19 protein-coding genes and 1 pseudogene are annotated in these 19372 nt (G+C 63.6%); 10 read left to right on the forward strand and 10 right to left on the reverse strand.

Features of this window, described 5'->3' with window-relative positions:
• Nucleotides 1–2: 2 nt before the first annotated feature.
• Nucleotides 3–404 (reverse strand): peptide-methionine (R)-S-oxide reductase MsrB, encoded by a 402-nt coding sequence (gene msrB, locus ABEH27_RS19630; RefSeq protein WP_346615155.1) that lies wholly within the window; start codon nt 402–404, stop codon nt 3–5.
• Nucleotides 405–573: 169 nt separating this feature from the next.
• Here msrB and ABEH27_RS19635 point away from each other — a divergent pair, with 169 nt between their 5' ends.
• Nucleotides 574–1785, forward strand: coding sequence for a pyridoxal phosphate-dependent aminotransferase (locus ABEH27_RS19635; RefSeq protein ID WP_346615156.1), 1212 nt, complete (start codon nt 574–576; stop codon nt 1783–1785).
• Between the two features lie 292 nt (nt 1786–2077).
• Entirely contained in the window at nt 2078–2965 is an 888-nt protein-coding gene (gene htpX, locus ABEH27_RS19640; RefSeq protein ID WP_346615157.1) for a protease HtpX, read from the forward strand.
• A 44-nt stretch (nt 2966–3009) separates the two neighbouring features.
• On the opposite strand, the gene ABEH27_RS19645 is transcribed toward htpX, so the two are convergent.
• Nucleotides 3010–3660: a thiopurine S-methyltransferase gene (locus ABEH27_RS19645; RefSeq protein WP_346615158.1), complete on the reverse strand. Its 651-nt coding sequence runs from the start codon at nt 3658–3660 to the stop codon at nt 3010–3012.
• Between the two features lie 101 nt (nt 3661–3761).
• Between ABEH27_RS19645 and ABEH27_RS19650 the strand changes: the two genes are divergently transcribed.
• Nucleotides 3762–4529 (forward strand): class III extradiol ring-cleavage dioxygenase, encoded by a 768-nt coding sequence (locus ABEH27_RS19650; RefSeq protein WP_346615159.1) that lies wholly within the window; start codon nt 3762–3764, stop codon nt 4527–4529.
• A gap of 144 nt (nt 4530–4673) precedes the next feature.
• Here ABEH27_RS19650 and ABEH27_RS19655 read toward each other — a convergent pair.
• Nucleotides 4674–6399: pseudogene (locus ABEH27_RS19655) on the reverse strand (DEAD/DEAH box helicase).
• A 502-nt stretch (nt 6400–6901) separates the two neighbouring features.
• Nucleotides 6902–7657: a spermidine synthase gene (locus tag ABEH27_RS19660; RefSeq protein WP_346615160.1), complete on the reverse strand. Its 756-nt coding sequence runs from the start codon at nt 7655–7657 to the stop codon at nt 6902–6904.
• A 118-nt stretch (nt 7658–7775) separates the two neighbouring features.
• Between ABEH27_RS19660 and ABEH27_RS19665 the strand changes: the two genes are divergently transcribed.
• Nucleotides 7776–9122 (forward strand): 3-deoxy-7-phosphoheptulonate synthase class II, encoded by a 1347-nt coding sequence (locus tag ABEH27_RS19665; protein WP_346615161.1) that lies wholly within the window; start codon nt 7776–7778, stop codon nt 9120–9122.
• A gap of 79 nt (nt 9123–9201) precedes the next feature.
• On the opposite strand, the gene scpB is transcribed toward ABEH27_RS19665, so the two are convergent.
• The 4 genes from scpB to ABEH27_RS19685 all read right to left on the reverse strand — a co-directional run bounded on the left by scpB (nt 9202) and on the right by ABEH27_RS19685 (nt 12322).
• Nucleotides 9202–9981 carry an SMC-Scp complex subunit ScpB gene (gene scpB / locus ABEH27_RS19670; protein ID WP_346615162.1) on the reverse strand — a complete coding sequence of 260 codons (780 nt, stop codon included), beginning with the start codon at nt 9979–9981 and terminating at the stop codon, nt 9202–9204.
• A complete protein-coding gene (locus tag ABEH27_RS19675) occupies nt 9968–10693 on the reverse strand; it encodes a ScpA family protein (protein WP_346615221.1) in 726 nt (241 codons plus the stop codon). Before ABEH27_RS19675 ends, scpB begins: the two co-directional genes overlap by 14 nt.
• A 125-nt stretch (nt 10694–10818) precedes the next feature.
• Nucleotides 10819–11448, reverse strand: coding sequence for an L-threonylcarbamoyladenylate synthase (locus ABEH27_RS19680; protein WP_346615163.1), 630 nt, complete (start codon nt 11446–11448; stop codon nt 10819–10821).
• Nucleotides 11449–11461: 13 nt separating this feature from the next.
• A complete protein-coding gene (locus tag ABEH27_RS19685; RefSeq protein ID WP_346615164.1) occupies nt 11462–12322 on the reverse strand; it encodes a PHP domain-containing protein in 861 nt (286 codons plus the stop codon).
• 68 nt (nt 12323–12390) lie between these two features.
• Between ABEH27_RS19685 and ABEH27_RS19690 the strand changes: the two genes are divergently transcribed.
• The 5 genes from ABEH27_RS19690 (at nt 12391) to ABEH27_RS19710 (ending at nt 16065) form a co-directional block, all read left to right on the forward strand.
• Nucleotides 12391–12984 carry a septation protein A gene (locus ABEH27_RS19690; RefSeq protein ID WP_346615165.1) on the forward strand — a complete coding sequence of 198 codons (594 nt, stop codon included), beginning with the start codon at nt 12391–12393 and terminating at the stop codon, nt 12982–12984.
• A gap of 1 nt (nt 12985) precedes the next feature.
• The gene (locus ABEH27_RS19695; protein WP_346615166.1) at nt 12986–13285 is read left to right on the forward strand and encodes a YciI family protein; all 300 of its coding nucleotides are present in this window, start codon (nt 12986–12988) and stop codon (nt 13283–13285) included.
• A gap of 78 nt (nt 13286–13363) precedes the next feature.
• On the forward strand, nt 13364–14041 hold the full coding sequence (locus ABEH27_RS19700) for a response regulator transcription factor (RefSeq protein ID WP_346615167.1): 678 nt from the start codon (nt 13364–13366) through the stop codon (nt 14039–14041).
• A 206-nt stretch (nt 14042–14247) separates the two neighbouring features.
• Nucleotides 14248–14664, forward strand: coding sequence for a Spy/CpxP family protein refolding chaperone (locus ABEH27_RS19705; RefSeq protein WP_039604113.1), 417 nt, complete (start codon nt 14248–14250; stop codon nt 14662–14664).
• Nucleotides 14665–14724: 60 nt separating this feature from the next.
• Nucleotides 14725–16065 carry a HAMP domain-containing sensor histidine kinase gene (locus ABEH27_RS19710; RefSeq protein WP_346615168.1) on the forward strand — a complete coding sequence of 447 codons (1341 nt, stop codon included), beginning with the start codon at nt 14725–14727 and terminating at the stop codon, nt 16063–16065.
• Between the two features lie 32 nt (nt 16066–16097).
• Here the strand turns inward: ABEH27_RS19710 and ABEH27_RS19715 are convergent, their stop codons facing one another.
• Nucleotides 16098–16655: an NAD(P)H nitroreductase gene (locus ABEH27_RS19715; protein ID WP_346615169.1), complete on the reverse strand. Its 558-nt coding sequence runs from the start codon at nt 16653–16655 to the stop codon at nt 16098–16100.
• 101 nt (nt 16656–16756) lie between these two features.
• On the opposite strand from ABEH27_RS19715, the gene ABEH27_RS19720 reads away from it, so the two are divergent.
• Nucleotides 16757–18211 carry a TrkH family potassium uptake protein gene (locus ABEH27_RS19720; protein WP_346615170.1) on the forward strand — a complete coding sequence of 485 codons (1455 nt, stop codon included), beginning with the start codon at nt 16757–16759 and terminating at the stop codon, nt 18209–18211.
• Here ABEH27_RS19720 and ABEH27_RS19725 read toward each other — a convergent pair.
• A complete protein-coding gene (locus tag ABEH27_RS19725; RefSeq protein WP_346615171.1) occupies nt 18168–19229 on the reverse strand; it encodes an AraC family transcriptional regulator in 1062 nt (353 codons plus the stop codon). The genes ABEH27_RS19720 and ABEH27_RS19725 overlap by 44 nt on opposite strands.
• Nucleotides 19230–19372: the final 143 nt, after the last annotated feature.

The following is a 19372-nucleotide window of genomic DNA, read 5'->3' on the forward strand; positions in this document are numbered from 1 at the left end:
GTTCAGGCTCCGTTACGCGGTTTGAAATCCAGGCACACCGAGTTGATGCAGTAGCGCAGGCCGGTCGGTGGCGGGCCGTCTGGGAACACGTGGCCCAGGTGGGCGTCGCACTGGGCGCAGGTGACCTCGGTGCGGATCATGCCGTGGGAGGTATCGCGAATCTCGATCATCGCGCTTTCTGCCAGGGGCGCATAGAAGCTCGGCCAGCCGCAGCCGGAGTCGAACTTGGTGCTCGAATCGAACAGCGGCAGGTCGCAGCAGATGCAGTGGTAGATGCCCTCACGGCGCTCGCTGTTGTACTTGCCGCTGAACGGCCGCTCGGTGCCCTTCAGGCGGCACACCTGGTACTGCTCCGGGTCGAGCATCGCACGCCATTCTTCAAGGGTTTTGTCGATCTTTTGCATGTGGGGACCTCGGCAGGCTGAATTTCACCTCGCGCCGTCTTTTCCGTAGCGCGGGTGGCACGTATATTAGTTGGCTTCGTGTGCACGGGCTCCAAGTCTGGCACCCGCGCCCCGCCCTTTCAAACCTTTCGACGGCGGCGCACCGCGTATTCTCAATCGGGATCACATCATGCAGTTCAGCAAATCGAACAAGCTCGCCAATGTCTGCTACGACATTCGCGGCCCGGTGCTCAAGCACGCCAAACGCCTGGAAGAGGAAGGCCACCGCATCCTCAAGCTGAACATCGGCAACCCGGCGCCGTTTGGCTTCGAAGCGCCGGACGAAATTCTCCAGGATGTGATCCGCAACCTGCCTACCGCCCAGGGCTACAGCGACTCCAAAGGCCTGTTCAGCGCGCGCAAGGCGGTGATGCAGTACTGCCAGCAGAAAGAAATCGAAGGCGTCACCATCGAGGACATCTACCTCGGTAACGGTGTCTCCGAGCTGATCGTCATGTCGATGCAGGCGCTGCTCAACAACAACGATGAAGTGCTGATCCCGGCCCCCGACTACCCGCTGTGGACCGCTGCCGTGAGCCTGGCCGGCGGCAAGCCCGTGCACTATCTGTGCGACGAGCAGGCCGACTGGTTCCCCGACCTTGAGGACATCAAGGCCAAGATCACCCCAAACACCAAGGCGCTGGTGATCATCAACCCGAACAACCCGACCGGCGCGGTGTACTCCAAGGAACTGCTGCTGGGCATGCTGGAACTGGCGCGCCAGCACAACCTGGTGGTGTTCTCCGACGAAATCTACGACAAGATCCTCTACGACGAGGCCGTGCACATCAGCACCGCTTCGCTGGCCCCCGACCTGCTGTGCCTGACCTTCAACGGCCTGTCCAAGTCGTACCGGGTCGCGGGCTTCCGGTCGGGGTGGCTGATCATCTCCGGGCCCAAGCACCACGCCCAGAGCTATATCGAAGGCATCGACATGCTGGCCAACATGCGCCTGTGCGCCAACGTGCCGGCCCAGCACGCCATACAGACCGCACTGGGCGGCTACCAGAGCATCAACGACCTGGTGCTGCCGCCAGGCCGCCTGCTGGAGCAGCGCAACCGTACCTACGAGCTGCTCAACGCCATCCCGGGCGTGAGCTGCGTCAAACCGATGGGTGCGCTGTACGCGTTCCCGCGGATCGACCCCAAGGTCTGCCCGATCCTTAACGACGAGAAGTTCGCGCTGGACCTGCTGCTGTCGGAAAAGCTGCTGATCGTGCAGGGTACGGCGTTCAACTGGCCGTGGCCGGACCACTTCCGCGTGGTGACCTTGCCACGGGTGGATGATTTGGAGCAGGCAATTGGGCGCATCGGGAATTTCCTGCGGACGTATTCGCAGTAATTGAAGGCCTCATCGCCGGCAAGCCGGCTCCCACAGGATCACCAAAGGCCTGAAGGCTGTGGGATTACTGTGGGAGCTGGCTTGCCGACGATTGGGCTGCAAGGCAGCCCCCTACACATCTCACAAACCGATTCTTACATCCTGCAATGCTCTACCTCACAGCCCCCACCCCATCCTCTGCCATACTCCGCCGTACACAGTTTGAAATAGTCGCCTGATTGAATCCGAGCGACCGTCCCCTTATATACCCCGCATACGCAACACACTCATCCGTCAGGAGAACGTAACAACCATGATGCGCATTCTGTTGTTTGTAGCCACCAACCTTGCGGTGGTGCTGGTTGCAAGCATTACCCTGAGCCTGTTCGGCTTCAACGGGTTCATGGCCGCCAACGGGGTTGACCTCAACCTCAGCAGCTTGCTGGTGTTCTGCGCCGTGTTCGGCTTTGCCGGCTCCCTCGTCTCGCTGTTCATCTCCAAGTGGATGGCGAAGATGTCCACCGGCACCCAGATCATCTCGCAGCCGCGCACCCGCCACGAACAGTGGCTGCTGCAGACGGTCGAAGAGCTGTCGCGCGAAGCCGGCATCAAGATGCCCGAAGTAGGTATCTTCCCGGCCTACGAGGCCAATGCTTTCGCCACCGGCTGGAACCGCAACGACGCCCTGGTCGCTGTCTCCCAGGGCCTGCTGGAGCGCTTCTCGCCCGATGAAGTGCGCGCCGTGCTGGCCCACGAGATCGGCCACGTGGCCAACGGAGACATGGTCACCCTGGCGCTGGTGCAGGGCGTGGTGAACACCTTCGTGATGTTCTTCGCCCGCATCATCGGCAACTTCGTCGACAAGGTCATCTTCAAGAACGAAGAAGGCCAGGGCATTGCCTACTACGTGGCGACCATCGTCGCCGAACTGATCCTCGGTATCCTTGCCAGCATGATCGTCATGTGGTTCTCGCGCCGCCGCGAATACCGCGCCGACGAAGCCGGTGCACAGCTGGCCGGCACTGCCGCGATGATCGGCGCCCTGCAGCGCCTGCGCGTGGAGCAAGGCCTGCCGGTGCAGATGCCCGACACCCTCAAGGCCTTCGGCATCAATGGCGGCCTCAAGCATGGCCTGGCTGGCCTGCTGATGAGCCACCCGCCGCTGGAAGAGCGTATCGAGGCCCTGCGCCGCCGCGGTTGATCCTCAGGCAAAAAAAGGGCGACTTCGGTCGCCCTTTCTTTTTGTCAGACGTGCAAGCGATAAACCCGCTCCAGCAGGCTCGTTATGCCGGCCTGCTGGAACTTCGGGCTTTCGTCGATCAGCTCATTAGCCTCCAGCGCTTCAATCCTCCAACCAGCAAAGCCCTGGCTAACTTCGGCATCCCCCACCGAAAACGGCGGCCCGGCCAACAGCGCCTGGTCGTAATCAAGCGTCACCAGCATGCCCTTGCCTCCAACCGGCATCAGCGTCGTAAGCATCGCCTTGTAACGCTCACGCATCGGCGCTGGCAGTGCAATCAAGGCTGCACGGTCATACAGCCCCGCACAGTCCGCTACGTCCTCGGCCTGCAAGGCGAAGACATCGCCGCACCACAGCTCAACATCACCACTGCGCCACACCTCGAAGGCGCCATGCTGGGACACCTGCGCAGCCAGCCCATGCTCCAGGAAGAAATCCTCCACCGCCCGCCGCGACAGCTCGACGCCCAGCACCCTGTGCCCCTGCCCTGCCAGCCAGGCCAGGTCCAGGCTCTTGCCACATAGCGGCACCAAGACACGGCTGCCCACTGCCAACCCGAGTGCTGGCCAATAGCGTTGCAGATAAGGGCTGGCCTCAGCCTGGTGAAAGCCGATCTGGTTGTCGGCCCACTTTCGATGCCAAAACGCCGGCTCCATGTTTCCTCCTGGTTTTTCGATGGATTGCGCAAAAATCTTATATTGGATATCGATCTTTGACTGATCGAAGATGACTGCATCTTAACCTTCAGGACACCACCATGCTGCCCAGCCTGTTCATCTCCCACGGCTCCCCCATGCTCGCCCTGCAACCGGGTGCCAGCGGGCCGGCTTTGGCCCGGCTGGCAAATGGCCTGCCCCGCCCGAAGGCAATCGTGGTGGTGTCGGCGCATTGGGAGAGCCGCGAACTGCTGGTGACCGGGGGCGCAAAACCACAAACCTGGCACGACTTCCATGGTTTCCCCGCTGCGCTCTATGCAGTGCAGTACCCGGCGCCGGGGGAGCCCGCAGTGGCAGGCAGGGTCGAGGCACTGCTGAACGCTGCCGGGCTGGCGGCGCGCCTGGACGCTCAACGGCCGTTCGACCACGGGGCGTGGGTGCCGCTGTCGCTGATGTATCCGGATGCGAACATTCCCGTGATCCAGGTTTCGCTGCCAAGCCACGGTGGCCCTGAGCTGCAACTCGAGGTCGGCCAAGCACTGGCGGGGCTGCGTGACGAGGGCATCCTGCTGATAGGCTCCGGGAGCATCACGCATAACCTGGGCGAGCTTGACTGGCATGCCGGGCCCGATGTGATCGAACCGTGGGCGTTGGCGTTTCGCGATTGGGTGGTGGAAAAACTGGGTGATGATGATCAGGCTGCGCTGCTGGACTTTCAGCGGCAGGCGCCCTTTGCCGCTCGCAACCACCCCAGTGACGAGCACTTCTTGCCGCTGTTCTTTGCGCTTGGGGCTGGTGACAAATTCAGTATCGTCCACCAAGGCTTCACCCTCGGCGCGCTGGGGATGGATATTTATAGGTTCGACTGAAGGGCCTCTTCGCGGGGCAAGCCCGCTCCCACAAATATGTCCCAGTCTTCGCGGTGCTTGTGGGAGCGGGCTTGCCCCGCGAATGGGCCAGTTCAGGCAAAAAAAATCCCCGGCCTGGGCCGGGGATTTTTTATTGCGCCAGGATCAATCCTCGCGGTAGCGACGCAGCTTCAGCTGCTTGCCGGCCACGCGGGTGTCCTTGAGCTTGGACAGCAGGCGCTCGAGGCCGTCTTCGGGCAGCTCGATCAGGCTGAAGCTGTCGCGAACCTGGATGCGGCCGATCGCATCACGGGCCAGGCCACCCTCATTGAGGATCGCACCCAGCAGGTTCTTGGCGGCGATGCCGTCGCGGGCACCCAGGGCGGTACGGCAACGCACACGGCCTTCGGCCAGCGGCATTGGCGCACGACGCTCACGGTCACCACGGTCGCCGCCACGGTCACTGCGCTCGCCACGGTCAGGACGCTCGGTGCGCTCGCCACGTGGCGCAAAGCCCGGAACCAGCGGCTGCTCACGCTCTACGGCAGCCAGGTCCAGCGCCTGGCCGTTGGTGGCTTTGCGCAGCAGGGCCGAGGCCAGGGCGCGTGGGCTGCAGCCCAGGTCAGCAGTCAGACGATCCAGCAGCTCACCATGAGTGGCTTCGGCGTCGGCAACCAGCGGCGCCAGGCTCGAAGTCAGCTTCTTGATGCGTGCATCCAGCACCGCTTGAGCGTTCGGCAGGCGCGCTTCGGCAACCTTCTGACCGGTAACACGCTCGATGACCTGCAGCATGCGGCGCTCACGCGGGGTGACCAGCAGCAGCGCACGGCCTTCGCGACCGGCACGGCCAGTACGGCCGATACGGTGAACGTAGGACTCGGGGTCGTACGGCATATCGACGTTGAACACGTGAGTGATGCGCGGTACGTCCAGACCACGGGCAGCGACGTCGGTAGCGACGACGATGTCCAGGCGGCCATCCTTGAGCGAGTCGATGACGCGCTCACGCTGGTTCTGGGCGATGTCACCGTTCAGCGCGGCAGCCTTGTAGCCTTTGGCTTCCAGCGCGGCGGCCAGGTCCAGGGTGGCTTGCTTGGTACGCACGAAGGCGATCAGCGCGTCGAACTCTTCCACTTCCAGCAGACGCAGAACAGCCGGGATCTTCTGGTCGGCATGGACCATCAGGTGGGCCTGGTCGATCGCGGTAACGGTCTGGGTCTTGCTCTGGATCTTGACGTGCTTCGGTTCGCGCAGGTGACGTTCGGCGATCGAGCGGATCGACGACGGCAGGGTTGCGGAGAACAGTACGGTCTGGCGGCTGGCCGGGATGGCATCGAAGATCACTTCGAGGTCGTCCATGAAGCCCAGCTTGAGCATTTCGTCGGCTTCGTCCAGTACCAGGTACTGTACGGTCGACAGCACTTTCTCGTCGCGACGCAGGTGGTCGCACAGACGGCCTGGGGTAGCGACGACGATTTGCGCGCCGTTACGGATGGCACGCAGTTGCGGGCCCATCGGGGCACCGCCGTATACAGCTACCACGTTAACGCCTGGCATTTGCTTGGCGTAGGTTTCGAAAGCGGTAGCGACTTGCAGCGCCAACTCACGGGTTGGCGCCAGGATCAGGGCTTGCGGTTCGCGCTTGCTCACGTCGATCTTGTTGAGGATCGGCAGGGCGAAGGCAGCGGTCTTGCCGGTGCCAGTCTGCGCCTGGCCGATCATGTCGTGACCGGCGAGGATGATCGGGATCGACTGATGCTGAATAGCGGACGGCTCTTCATAGCCAGTGGCTACGACAGCTGCAACGATATTCGGATTGAGATCGAGAGCGGCGAATCCGCCGGTTTCCTGGGTCATGGGTCTGCCTCTAGGTGCATCCGCAAAGACCCATGCTCCAAAGCTGCACATGCCTTGAAAGACCAGAAGGTCACCCAGGCAGCTTTGGCGGCGGGGATTTGCGAAAACGATTGAAAAAGAAAAACTTGGGAAGGTCCGCCTAGCGGACGTGCAGCCGAAGCTGGACTCGGAGGATTTGCACCACCTGATTTTGAGGTCCGCTAAAAGACCGGCGCGTACTATACCCGAATTAACAGAAGGGGTGAGGAAAATTTTCGCTCTGAACTGCCAGTACAGGGCCATCAAGCAACACGGGCTGAAACGTTAATGCCCGGGTGATTATGCCGGCCTCCACAGGCAAGGCGGGAACATTGTGGAAAACTGCCTCACGTTTTGGGGAGGCCGACGTAATTCCTGTGGGAGGAGTTTCAGCCGCGAAGCAGGCGCCGCGGTGGATGGCACCGGCTTCGCCGGTGTTCGCGGCTGAAGCCGCTCCTACAGGATCCCCGCCAAATCAGTAAGTTAGCGTTTGTTCTATGAAAGCCGGTTTGCGGTCTTCAGGTAGCCGGCCGAATCACCCGGATCAACGCCTCAAGGCTATAACCCAATTGCGGCGCCAGTGCCTCGGCCCGCGCTCGCACGCCGTCCAGGTCCAGTGTTTGCTCAAGGTCCGCCGGCACCAGCAGGATCACATTGCCCTCCTTCACCGGCAGTTCCCAGTAATGCCGGTGGTACAGCCCGCGCAACAGCGCCGCGCCCAGCGGCCTGCCGTCATCCCCGGCCCACTGGTTGATCACCAGCCAGCCCCCGGGGTTGAGCTGCTTCTGGCAGTTTTCCAGGAAGGTCCAGGCCAGGTGCCCGATGCCCGGCCCGTGGTCGGTGTACAGGTCGACGAACAGCAGGTCGGCTTTTTCCGCCGTGGGCAGCAGCTCCAGGGCATCGCCGACGCGCACATAAAGGCGCGGGTCGTCGTCCAGGCCCAGGTACTCCATGGCAAGGCGCGGCACGTCCGGGCGCAGCTCGATGGCCTCGATGTCGTCCAGCGGCAGAAACCTCATGCAGGCCTGGGTCAGGGTGCCTGCACCCAAGCCAAGAAACAGCGCGCTCTCGGGCTGCTCGTGGCACAACGCGCCCACCAGCATCGCGCGGGTGTAGTCGTACTCCAGCCAGCTGGGGTCGGCGGTGAACACGCAGCTCTGCTCGATGGCATCGCCAAACTCGAGAAAGCGGTAGTCATCCACCTCGTACACGCTGATGACGCCAAAGGCATCCTCGACCCGAGCCAGCAGCCGCTCTTCCCGCTCCGTCGCCATGTACCTGCCACCTGCCTGCGCAAAAACGCGCATTGTCCGTCAACACCCTCGATGCAACAAGCTCAGCGCCAACTGTTACCATGGCAGACAGCCTATAACCGACAATACCGAGCCTGTGATGAACCGACCGTGGAGCCCTGACAGCTGGCGTGCCCTGCCGATCCAGCAGCAACCGACCTACCCTGATGCCGCGCATCTGCTCAAGGTCGAGCAGACCCTGGCCAGCTACCCGCCGCTGGTGTTCGCCGGGGAGGCGCGCGAGCTGCGCCGGCAGTTTGCCGAGGTCACCGAAGGCCGCGCCTTCCTGTTGCAGGGCGGCGACTGCGCCGAGAGCTTCGCCGAGTTTTCCGCCGCAAAGATCCGCGACACCTTCAAGGTCCTGCTGCAGATGGCCATCGTCATGACCTTTGCCGCCGGCTGCCCGGTGGTCAAGGTGGGGCGCATGGCCGGGCAGTTCGCCAAGCCGCGCTCGTCGGGTGACGAAACCATTGGCAACGTCACCCTGCCGGCCTACCGCGGCGACATCGTCAACGGCATCGGCTTCGATGAAAAAAGCCGCATCCCCGATCCAGACCGCCTGCTGCAGGCCTACCACCAGGCCACCGCCAGCCTCAACCTGCTGCGCGCCTTTGCCCAGGGCGGTTTCGCCGACCTGCACCAGGTGCACAAGTGGAACCTCGACTTCATCGCCAACTCGGCGCTGGCCGACAAGTACCACCAACTGGCCAACCGCATCGACGAAACCCTGGCGTTCATGCGCGCCTGCGGCCTGGACAGCGCCCCGCAATTGCGCGAAACCAGCTTCTTCACCGCCCACGAGGCGTTGCTGCTCAACTACGAAGAAGCCTTCGTGCGCCAGGACAGCCTGACCGGCGATTACTACGACTGCTCGGCGCACATGCTGTGGATCGGCGACCGCACCCGCCAGCTCGACGGTGCCCACGTGGAGTTCCTGCGCGGCGTGCACAACCCGATCGGGGTCAAGGTCGGCCCGAGCATGAACCCTGAAGAACTGATCCGCCTGATCGACACCCTCAACCCGAGTAACGACCCCGGCCGCCTCAACCTGATCGTGCGCATGGGCGCCGGCAAGGTGGGCGAGCACCTGCCGGGGCTGATCCGCACCGTCGAGCGCGAGGGGCGCAAGGTACTGTGGAGCTCGGACCCGATGCACGGCAACACCATCAAGGCCAGCAGCGGCTACAAGACGCGCGATTTTGCGCAGATCCTCGATGAAGTGAAGCAGTTCTTCCAGGTGCACCAGGCCGAGGGCAGCCATGCCGGCGGCATCCATATCGAGATGACCGGGCAGAACGTTACCGAATGCATCGGCGGCGCGCGGCCGATTACCGAAGATGCGTTGTCAGACCGCTACCACACCCACTGCGACCCACGCATGAACGCCGACCAGTCACTGGAACTGGCCTTCCTGATTGCCGAAACACTCAAGCAGGTGCGACGCTGAGCAAACCCTGACGCAACGGGCTGCCTTCGCGACGCGGGCAGCTCATGCGCGGGCACTGGCAGGCCTGCATGTAGGTCGGTTACGGCAACTTGCCCGCGCTCTCCACAGAGGCTTCAGGCTCCACCTGATCGTCGCGCAGGTCATCGAAGTCGGTCTTCAGCCCCTCTTCCATGGCATCCAGCTCCACCAGCAGGCTGCGGAAGCTGGTCTCCTCCTTCGGCTCGGCACCCTCCTCTGCGTCACCCAGGCTGGCATCGGCCAATACCTGCAAGTGCGCCGGCACCGGGGCATCGTCCGGGTCGAGCAACGGCTCAGGTTCGGGTTCCATTTCGCGCAGCTCGGCCAACGCCGGGAGCTCGTCGAGGCTCTTGAGATTGAAGTGGTCGAGAAACGCCCGGGTGGTGGCGAACATCGCTGGCCGCCCGGGCACCTCGCGGTAGCCGACCACACGTATCCACTCACGCTCGATGAGGGTCTTGATGATATTGCTGTTGACCGCCACCCCCCGCACATCCTCGATCTCGCCACGGGTAATCGGTTGCCGGTAGGCGATCAACGCCATGGTCTCGAGCAGCGCACGGGAATAGCGCTGCGGGCGTTCTTCCCACAGGCGGCCTACCCACGGGGCATAGTTTTCGCGTATCTGCAGCCGGTAGCCGCTGGCGACTTCCTTGAGTTCGAAGGCACGGCCGGCGCAGGACTTGCCGAGCACTTCCAGGGCCTTCTTGAAAACTTTCGGCTCGGGGCGCTCGGCCTCCTCGAACAACTCGTACAGGCGTTCGAGGGATTGCGGTTTGCCCGAGGCCAGCAGAAAGGCTTCGATCAGCGACGCCAGGTCGCGGGGTTCATTCAGATTCATCAAATTCTTCGACAGGCTCGGCACGCACCCGGACATGGATCGCGGCGAAAGGCTCATTCTGCACCAGTTCGATCAGCGACTCTTTGACCAGCTCCAGAATCGCCATGAACGTCACCACCACACCCAACTTGCCCTCCTCGGCCGCGAACAGCTCGACGAAGGGCACAAAACCACCGCCCTTGAGGCGCTCCAGCACTTCGCTCATGCGCTCGCGGGTGGACAACGTCTCGCGGGTGATCTGGTGGCTTTCGAACAGGTCGTTGCGGCGCATGACCTCGGCCATGGACACCAGCAGCTCTTCCAGGCTGACTTGGGGCAGCAGCTTGCGCACCTTGGCCTGGGGCGCTTCCAGGCGTGGCACGACCACATCGCGGCCAACCCGTGGCAGTTCGTCGATGCCCTCGGCAGCGGCCTTGAAGCGTTCGTACTCCTGCAAGCGGCGGATCAGTTCGGCACGTGGGTCGCCTTCTTCTTCCTCGATTTCGGCAGAGCGCGGCAACAGCATGCGCGACTTGATCTCGGCGAGCATGGCGGCCATCACCAGGTACTCGGCGGCCAGCTCCAGGCGCACGCTTTTCATCAACTCCACATAGCCCATGTACTGGCGGGTAATCTCCGCCACCGGGATGTCGAGGATGTCGATGTTCTGCTTGCGGATCAGGTACAGCAACAGGTCGAGCGGGCCCTCGAACGCTTCGAGGATGACTTCCAGCGCGTCCGGCGGAATGTACAGGTCCACCGGCATTTCGGTCAGGGCTTCGCCGTAGACCAGGGCCAACTGCAACTGTTGCGGCAATTCAGCATCGATGCTCGGTGCCTCAGGGGCATCCACCTGGCTCACGCGCCGACCAGAAACGGTGAAGGGTCGCCGCAGCCTTCGCGGACCAGTACAGGTTCATCGCCGGTCAGGTCGATGATGGTGGACGCCTTGAGGTCGCCGAAGCCGCCATCGATGATCAGGTCGACATGGTGCTCCAGGCGCTGACGGATCTCGTACGGGTCGGTCATGGGTTCTTCGTCGCCCGGCAAGATCAAACTCACACTCATCAACGGCTCGCCCAGCTCTTCGAGCAGCGCCAGCACGATCGGGTTGGAGGGCACGCGCAGGCCGATGGTACGGCGCTTTTCATGCAGAAGCAGCCGCGGCACCTCACGGGTGCCGTTGAGGATGAAGGTGTACGGGCCCGGCACGTGGGCCTTGAGCAGGCGGAACGTGCCGGTATCGACCTTGGCGTACAGCCCCAGTTGCGACATGTCGCAGCACATCAGGGTGAAGTTGTGGGTCTTGTCCAGGCCGCGCAGGCGGCGCACCCGTTCGATGGCCGCCTTGTCACCGATCTGGCAGCCCAGCGCGTAGGCCGAGTCGGTGGGGTACACCACGACGCCGCCCTTGCGAATGATTTCAACGGCCTGTTTGATCAGGCGCGCTTGCGGGTTTTCCGCGTGAATCTGGAAAAATTGGCTCACGAAGTCTTCCTGTTCATATCGCCATAGGCTGTTCATGGCTGAATCGGCGCCACAGAGGTGGCAGATCCTCAGGCAATGGCCGGTAGGCACCGATCTCGCCCCAGGTGCCGGGGCCGTGGAAATCGCTGCCAGCGCTTGCCAGCAGGCCGAACTCACGGGTGAGGATGGACATCGTGCCCACCTGCTCGGCCGGCATCATCCCGTTGACCACTTCAAGCGCCTGCCCGCCTGCCTCAATATAGTTGGCAATCAGCCGTCTGCGCTTGCTGCGGGTCAGATCGTAATGCATCGGATGGGCCAGGCTCACCCAGGCTTTGGACCGCCGGAGCGTGGCGACGGTTTCCTCCAGGGTCGGCCAGTGCAGCTTGACGTCACCGAGCTTGCCGGCACCCAGCCACTTGCGGAAGGCTTCACCACGGTCCTTGACGTGGCCGGCGCGCACCAGGTATTCGGCAAAATGCGGGCGCGCCGGGGCGTTACCGCTGTCGCCAAGTTCCTGTTGCACGGCGCGGGCGCCGTCGAGGGTGCCGGGCATGCCCTTGGCCGCCAGCCGTTTGTCGATTTCCTCGGCGCGCAACCAGCGGCCACGGTGCAGCGACTCGATCGCTTCGAGCAGCGGCGGTGCATCCAGCGGGAAGTCGTAACCCAACACATGGATGGTCGCGCCACCCCAGGTGCACGACAGTTCCACCCCGCTGACCCAGCGCATGCCGCGCTCGGCGCAGGCCTGGCGGGCCTCGGCCAAGCCTTCGAGGGTGTCATGGTCGGTCAGTGCCAAGGTCTGCACCCCGTGCTCATGGGCCCGGGTGACAAGGGCCGTGGGCGACAGGGCGCCGTCGGAGGCCGTACTGTGACAGTGCAGATCAACATTCATGGAGGAGCGCTACCGCTGTAATCGATGTTTGTTATTATGCCGTCACATCCCGTTTTCTGGCTGCCATTGTGAAACAATTCATCGATTTCATCCCGCTGCTGCTGTTCTTCATCACCTACAAGCTCGACCCGCGCCCGGTGGAAGTGGCTGGCCACAGCTTCGAATTCGGCGGCATCTACAGCGCCACGGCAATGCTCATCATCAGTTCGCTGGTGGTGTATGGCGCGCTGTTCCTGCGCCAGCGCAAGCTGGAGAAAGGCCAGTGGCTGACCCTGATCGCCTGCCTGGTGTTCGGCGGCCTGACCCTGACCTTCCACAGCGAAACCTTCCTCAAATGGAAAGCACCCGTGGTGAACTGGCTGTTCGCCCTGGGCTTTGCCGGCAGCCACTTCATTGGCGACCGGGTGCTTATCAAACGCATCATGGGCCACGCCCTGACCCTGCCCGATGCCATCTGGACCCGCCTGAACGTGGCCTGGATCGCGTTCTTCCTGTTCTGCGGCGCGGCCAACCTGTTCGTTGCGTTCACCTTCCAGGCGTTCTGGGTCGACTTCAAAGTGTTCGGCAGCCTGGGCATGACCGTGCTCTTCCTCGTGGCGCAGGGCGTGTACCTGTCGCGTCACCTGCACGACGACCCTTCCACCACCAAGACCAAGGATTGACATGCTTTACGCCATCATTGCCAGCGACGTCGCGAATTCCCTGGAAAACCGCCTGGCCGCACGCCCGGCACACATCGAGCGCCTGCAGCAACTCAAGGCCGAAGGCCGTGTGGTGCTGGCCGGGCCGCACCCGGCCATCGACAGCAACGACCCAGGCGCTGCCGGTTTCAGCGGCAGCCTGATCGTCGCCGAGTTCGATTCGCTGGCCGCTGCCCAGGCCTGGGCCGACGCCGACCCGTACATTGCGGCGGGCGTGTACGACAAGGTGATCGTCAAGCCATTCAAGCAAGTTCTGCCCTGATCGATAAATTCTCGGCGTCTGCGGTATCTTTGCCACTGGCGAGCGCGTCAGACGCCGTCGATTTGAATTGAGTGAGTCATGAGCGAGCTGTTACTGATTGATGATGACCAGGAACTCTGCGAGCTGCTCGGCAGCTGGCTGACCCAGGAAGGTTTCGTTGTACGTGCCTGCCACGATGGCCAGAGCGCGCGCAAGGCGTTGGCCGAACAAGCGCCAGCGGCCGTGGTGCTCGACGTGATGCTGCCCGATGGCAGCGGCCTCGAGCTGCTCAAGCAGTTGCGCAGCGACCATGCCGAATTGCCGGTGCTGATGCTGTCGGCCCGCGGCGAGCCGCTAGACCGCATTCTGGGCCTGGAACTGGGCGCCGACGATTACCTGGCCAAGCCCTGCGACCCGCGCGAACTCACCGCCCGCCTGCGCGCCGTACTGCGCCGCAGCCACCCGACTGCCACCACAACACAAGTCGAGATCGGCGACCTGGCCTTCAGCCCGGTGCGCGGCGTGGTCAGCATCGATGGCCGCGAGATGAGCCTGACCCTCTCGGAAAGCCGCATCCTCGAGGCGCTGCTGCGCCAGCCGGGCGAGCCGCTGGACAAACAGGAACTGGCGCAAATCGGCTTGGGCCGCAAGCTGACCCTTTACGACCGCAGCCTGGACATGCACGTCAGCAACCTGCGCAAGAAGGTCGGCCCGCACGCCGATGGCCGCCCGCGCATCGTTGCGCTGCGCAGCCGCGGTTATTACTACAGCCTGTAAGGTTGACGGGGCCGCACTGCGCCGCTTTTTCAGCCCATGGAGTACTTGTGGGGGCTGGCTTGTCGTGGCGACGAACCGCGGCGATGGCGCGCGGTGCGGCCCTGGCCATCTTTACCGAGCCTTTACCCTCCACTGACTGCGCTTGACCTTGATCTCCCTAGACTGAGCTCATCCGGTAACCACCGGCCCATGACAGGAGAGACACCATGCGCAAGACCCTAATCGCCCTGATGTTCGCCGCTGCTCTGCCGACCGTGGCCATGGCCATGCCAGAAGGCGGCCCGCGTCACGACGGCCCGCATCATCGCGGTGACGCGCCTTTCGCCCAACTGGACCTGAGCCGCGATCAGCGCCAACAGATCGGCAAGCTGATGGGCGACCAGATGAAAAACCGCCGCGACATCACCGAACGCTACCTGGCCAAACTGCCAGCCGCCGACCAGAAGGCCATGAAGGACGAGCTCAAGGCCAGCCACGACAAGACCGACAGCCAGGTGCGCGCACTGCTCAAGCCCGAGCAGCAGAAGAAGTTCGACGAACTGCAGAAAGCGCGTGAAGCGCGCAAGGCTGAATGGAAGGAATTCCAGGCCTGGAAAGCTGAAAAAGCCGGCAAGGCCCAGTAAGCTGTCCCCCCAACGCCCGGCCCGCCCACAAGCGGGCCGGGCTTTTCCCGTTTACAGGAGGTGCTCTTGCGTTCTCTGTTCTGGCGCATCCTGGCCAGCTTCTGGCTGGCTATCACCCTGGTCGCAGGCCTGTCGATCCTGCTGGGCCACATGCTCAACCAGGACGCCTGGATTCTCAGCCGCCACCCAGGCCTCAACACCCTGGCCAGCCACTGGGCCAAGCACTATGAGCAGGAAGGCCTGGAGTCGGCGCAGCAGTTCCTCGAACGCCGCAAGCAGCGCTTCAAGATCGACGTGCAGGTGCTCGACGAAAGCGGCGATGCCGTGGTGCCCGGCACCTTCCCGCGCCGCGCCGCCGCCTTCGAGGCGCGCCAGCACAATGACGAACGCCGCCTGCCGTGGCGCCGCCTGACCGAGGAGTACACCAGCCCCGACAGCGGCGAAACCTACCTGTTGATCTACCGTATACCGCACCCTGAACTGGACGCCTGGCACCGCGAGAGCCTGCTCTGGCCGCTGAGTGCGTTAGGCATTGCCTTGGTGGTACTCACTCTGTTCAGCCTGCTGGTGACCCTGTCCATTACCCGCCCGCTCAGCCGCCTGCGCGGTGCGGTGCACGACCTTGGCCAGGCCAGCTACCAGCAGAACAGCCTGGCCCGGCTGGCCGCCCGGCGTGACGAGTTCGGCGTGCTGGCCAAGGACTTCAACAAGATGGGCGCCCGCCTGCAGAGCTTGATCGGCAGCCAACGGCAGTTGCTGCGCGACGTGTCCCACGAACTGCGCTCACCGCTGGCGCGCCTGCGTATCGCCCTGGCCCTGGCCGAACGCGCCGAAGCCGAGCAGCGCCAGGCCCTGTGGCCGCGCCTGACCCGCGAATGCGACCGCCTGGAAGACCTGATCAGCGAAATCCTCACCCTGGCCCGTGTCGATGCCGAGCAGCCCCATGCCGAATCTGTCGACCTCAATGCCCTGCTGGGCAGCGTGCGCAAAGACGCCCAGCTCAGCGCGCCGGAGCAGGACGTACGCCTGGAGGCGCAACCGGGCCTGACCCTGCAAGGCTGGCCGACGCTGATCGAACGCGCGGTGGATAACCTGCTGCGCAATGCCCTGCGCTTCAACCCCGCGGGGCAGCCGATCGAGGTGCGTGCCGAGCGTGAGCAGGAACGGATCATCGTAAGCGTGCGTGACCATGGGCCAGGCGTGTCAACCGAGTACCTGGCGCAACTCGGCGAGCCGTTCTTCCGGGCGCCGGGGCAGGATGCGGCGGGGCATGGCCTGGGCCTGGCAATTGCGCGCAAGGCGGCCGAGCGGCATGGCGGCAGCCTGGAGCTGGGCAATCACCCGCAGGGTGGGTTTGTGGCCCGGCTGGAGTTGCCGCTGGTGGTGGAGATTGGCAGCTGAATTCGAAGGGGGGCTGCGGTGCAGCCCTTGCGTTACTCGCCCCAGGCGCTAACGAACTCGGCAGTTTCCAGAATCGGTGCCGTACGCGGCTCGGCCATCGGCGTGCCCACATACAGGTAACCGATCAACTCCTCGTTATCGCCCAGCCCCAGCCCCTTGTGCACATGCGCATCGAACGCCATGTCCCCGGTCCGCCACACCGCGCCAATCCCCTGGGCATGCGCCGCAATCAGAATGCCGTGCGCCGCACACCCGGCCGCTAGGCGCTGCTCCGACTTGGGTACCTTGAAGTGGTCCTGCAGCTTGGCAATCACCACAATCAGCAGCGGTGCACGCAGCGGCATGGCGCGGGCCTTGTCCAGTGCAGCCTGGCTGGCATCGCCCTTGTGCTGCACCGCTTCGGCAAACAGCTCACCAAGCTTTTCGCGACCCTGGCCCTCGATGGTCAGGAAGCGCCATGGCCGCAGCTGGCCGTGGTCCGGCGCGCGCAGCGCCGCCTGGAACAACGCCTCGCGCTGGGCGTCGTTGGGCGCAGGTTCGGTCAGGCGTGGCACGGAAACACGGTTGAGCAATGCGTCGAGAGCCTCCATCGGCTACCCTCCTGGCAGGTGAATGTGCGGCCATTCTAGCGTTTACATCACCAGACCCATAGGTAGAATGGCGCCCTTCGTTCAGAGTCAGAGCAGATCACATGGCGTTGCCGACCTTACGGATCATTGGTTTCATCATCGGCATCTTCCTGATCACCCTGGCGGTGAGCATGGTCGTGCCCATGGCGACCCTGGTGATCTTCGAACGCACAGGCGACATGCCGTCGTTCCTCTGGGCCAGCCTGATCACCTTCGTCGCCGGCCTGCTGATGGTGGTCCAGGGCCGCCCCGAGCATGTGCACCTGCGCCCGCGCGATATGTATTTGCTGACCGTCAGCAGCTGGCTGGTGGTGTGCGTGTTCGCCGCCCTGCCCTTCCTGCTCACCCAGCACATCAGCTACACCGACGCCTTCTTCGAAAGCATGTCCGGCATCACCGCCACCGGCGCCACGGTGCTCAGCGGGCTGGACAACATGTCACCCGGCATCCTGATGTGGCGCTCGATGCTGCACTGGCTCGGCGGTATCGGCTTCATCGCCATGGCGGTGGCGATTCTGCCGCTGCTGCGCATCGGTGGCATGCGCCTGTTCCAGACAGAATCATCGGACCGTTCGGAAAAGGTCATGCCCCGCTCGCACATGGTCGCCAAGTCGATCGTCGGCGTGTACGTCGGTTTTTCGGTACTCGGCGCACTGGCCTTCTGGTGGGCCGGCATGAGTCCGTTCGATGCCATCAACCACGCCATGTCGGCGATTTCCACCGGGGGCTTCTCGACCTCTGACCAGTCGCTGGCGAAATGGGACATCCCGGCCGTGCACTGGGTCGCCGTGGTGGTGATGATCCTCGGCAGCCTGCCGTTCACCTTGTACGTGGCCACTATGCGCGGCAACCGCAAGGCGCTGATCCGCGACCAGCAGGTGCAGGGGCTGCTCGGCATGCTGGTGGTCACCTGGCTGGTGCTGGGCACCTGGTACTGGGCCACCACCAACCTGCACTGGCTGGATGCCTTGCGCCACGTGGCACTCAACGTGACCTCGGTGGTCACCACCACGGGCTTTGCCCTGGGCGATTACAGCCTGTGGGGTAACTTCTCGCTGATGCTGTTCTTCTACCTGGGCTTCGTCGGTGGCTGTTCCGGTTCCACCGCCGGTGGCATCAAGATCTTCCGCTTCCAGGTGGCCTATATCCTGCTCAAGGCCAGCCTCAATCAGCTGATTCACCCACGCGCGGTGATCAAGCAGAAGTACAACGGCCACCGCCTGGACGAAGAGATCGTGCGCTCGATCCTGACCTTCTCGTTCTTCTTCGCCATCACCATCTGCGTGATGGCCTTGCTGCTGTCGCTGCTGGGCGTGGACTGGATGACTGCATTGACCGGCGCCGCCGGCACCGTCTCGGGTGTCGGCCCGGGCCTTGGCGAAGTGATCGGCCCTTCGGGCAACTACGCCACGCTGCCGGACGCCGCCAAATGGATTCTCGCCGGCGGCATGCTGCTCGGCCGCCTGGAGATCATCACGGTGCTGGTGTTGTGCATGCCGGCGTTCTGGCGTCACTAGCCTCTTCGGGGCCCGTGCCCATACGGGCGCGGTATTCGCTGGGCGTTACGTCAAACCAGCGGCGGAAGGCACGGTAGAAGTTGCTCGGGTCGGCGAAGCCCAGCAAGTAGGCGGTTTCGAGCAGGGTCATGCCGGGCTGGGCCAGGTACTGTTCCGCCAGCTCGCGCCGCGTGTCGTCGAGCAGCGCCTGAAAGCTGGTGCCCTCTTCCTGCAGGCGGCGCTGCAGGGTGCGCTGGGACAGGTGCAGCGCCTGGGCCAGGGTTTCCCTTTTGGGCTCGCCCTGGGGCAGGATGCGGCACAGCACCTGGCGCACGCGGTGGGTCACCCGGCTTTCCGAGAAGCGCGCCAGGTATTCCCCGGCAAAACGGTCGTGCAGGATGGCCATGGCCTCGTTGGCGGTCGGCAGCGGCGCCTCCATGTCGGCGCGCTCGAACACCAGTGCATCGTGCGGCGCATCGAACACCAGCGGTGAATGAAATGCCACTTTGTAGGGTTCGACGTTTTTTGGTTGCGGCCCCTGCACCAGCACCCGTCTTGGCTGGATGGCCCGCCCGCTGAGCCACTTGCACAGCGCCAGCGCACAGGCCAGCGAGGCTTCGGCGCTGTGCCGGGTGGGTGGCAGGTGGTCGCCGTGCACGGTGAGGATCAGCGAATAGCCTTCAGGGCCCAGGCGGAAACTCAGGTCGGAACTTTCGGCAATGATGCGCTGATAACGCACCAGGCGCTCGAAGCCTTCAGCCAGGGTGCGGCTGGACATGAGTGCATAGCCCACCACATGGAAGGACGCCGGCCGCACCACCCGCGCCATGTTGAGGCCGATGGCTTCGTTGCCCGACAGCTCCACGGCCAGTTGCCACAGGCGGGTCATGGCGTCTTGAGGGAAGCGCGCATCCGGGTCGTCGAGGGCGGCGAAATCCAGGCCGAGTTGTTTGAACATGGCCGGGCAGTCCAGCCCCTCCAGCTCGAGCGCCTTCACAATCCCTGATGCCCAGCTGGCTGACGTGGTTCTCTCACTCATGGCAAGCTTCTTATGCTGACCGCTTCATGCGGTGAACTCGAAGGATACTCAATTGGCGCCCATTGTCACTGGCCGGCCCCGCCAATGACTCTAGACTCGTTTCAGGCTCCACGCCGTGTATCCTGTCAAAAAGTGTTAATCCC

The sequence above is a fragment of the Pseudomonas sp. P39-UII1 genome (assembly GCF_039672635.1).
In the GTDB taxonomy this organism is placed as follows: domain Bacteria; phylum Pseudomonadota; class Gammaproteobacteria; order Pseudomonadales; family Pseudomonadaceae; genus Aquipseudomonas.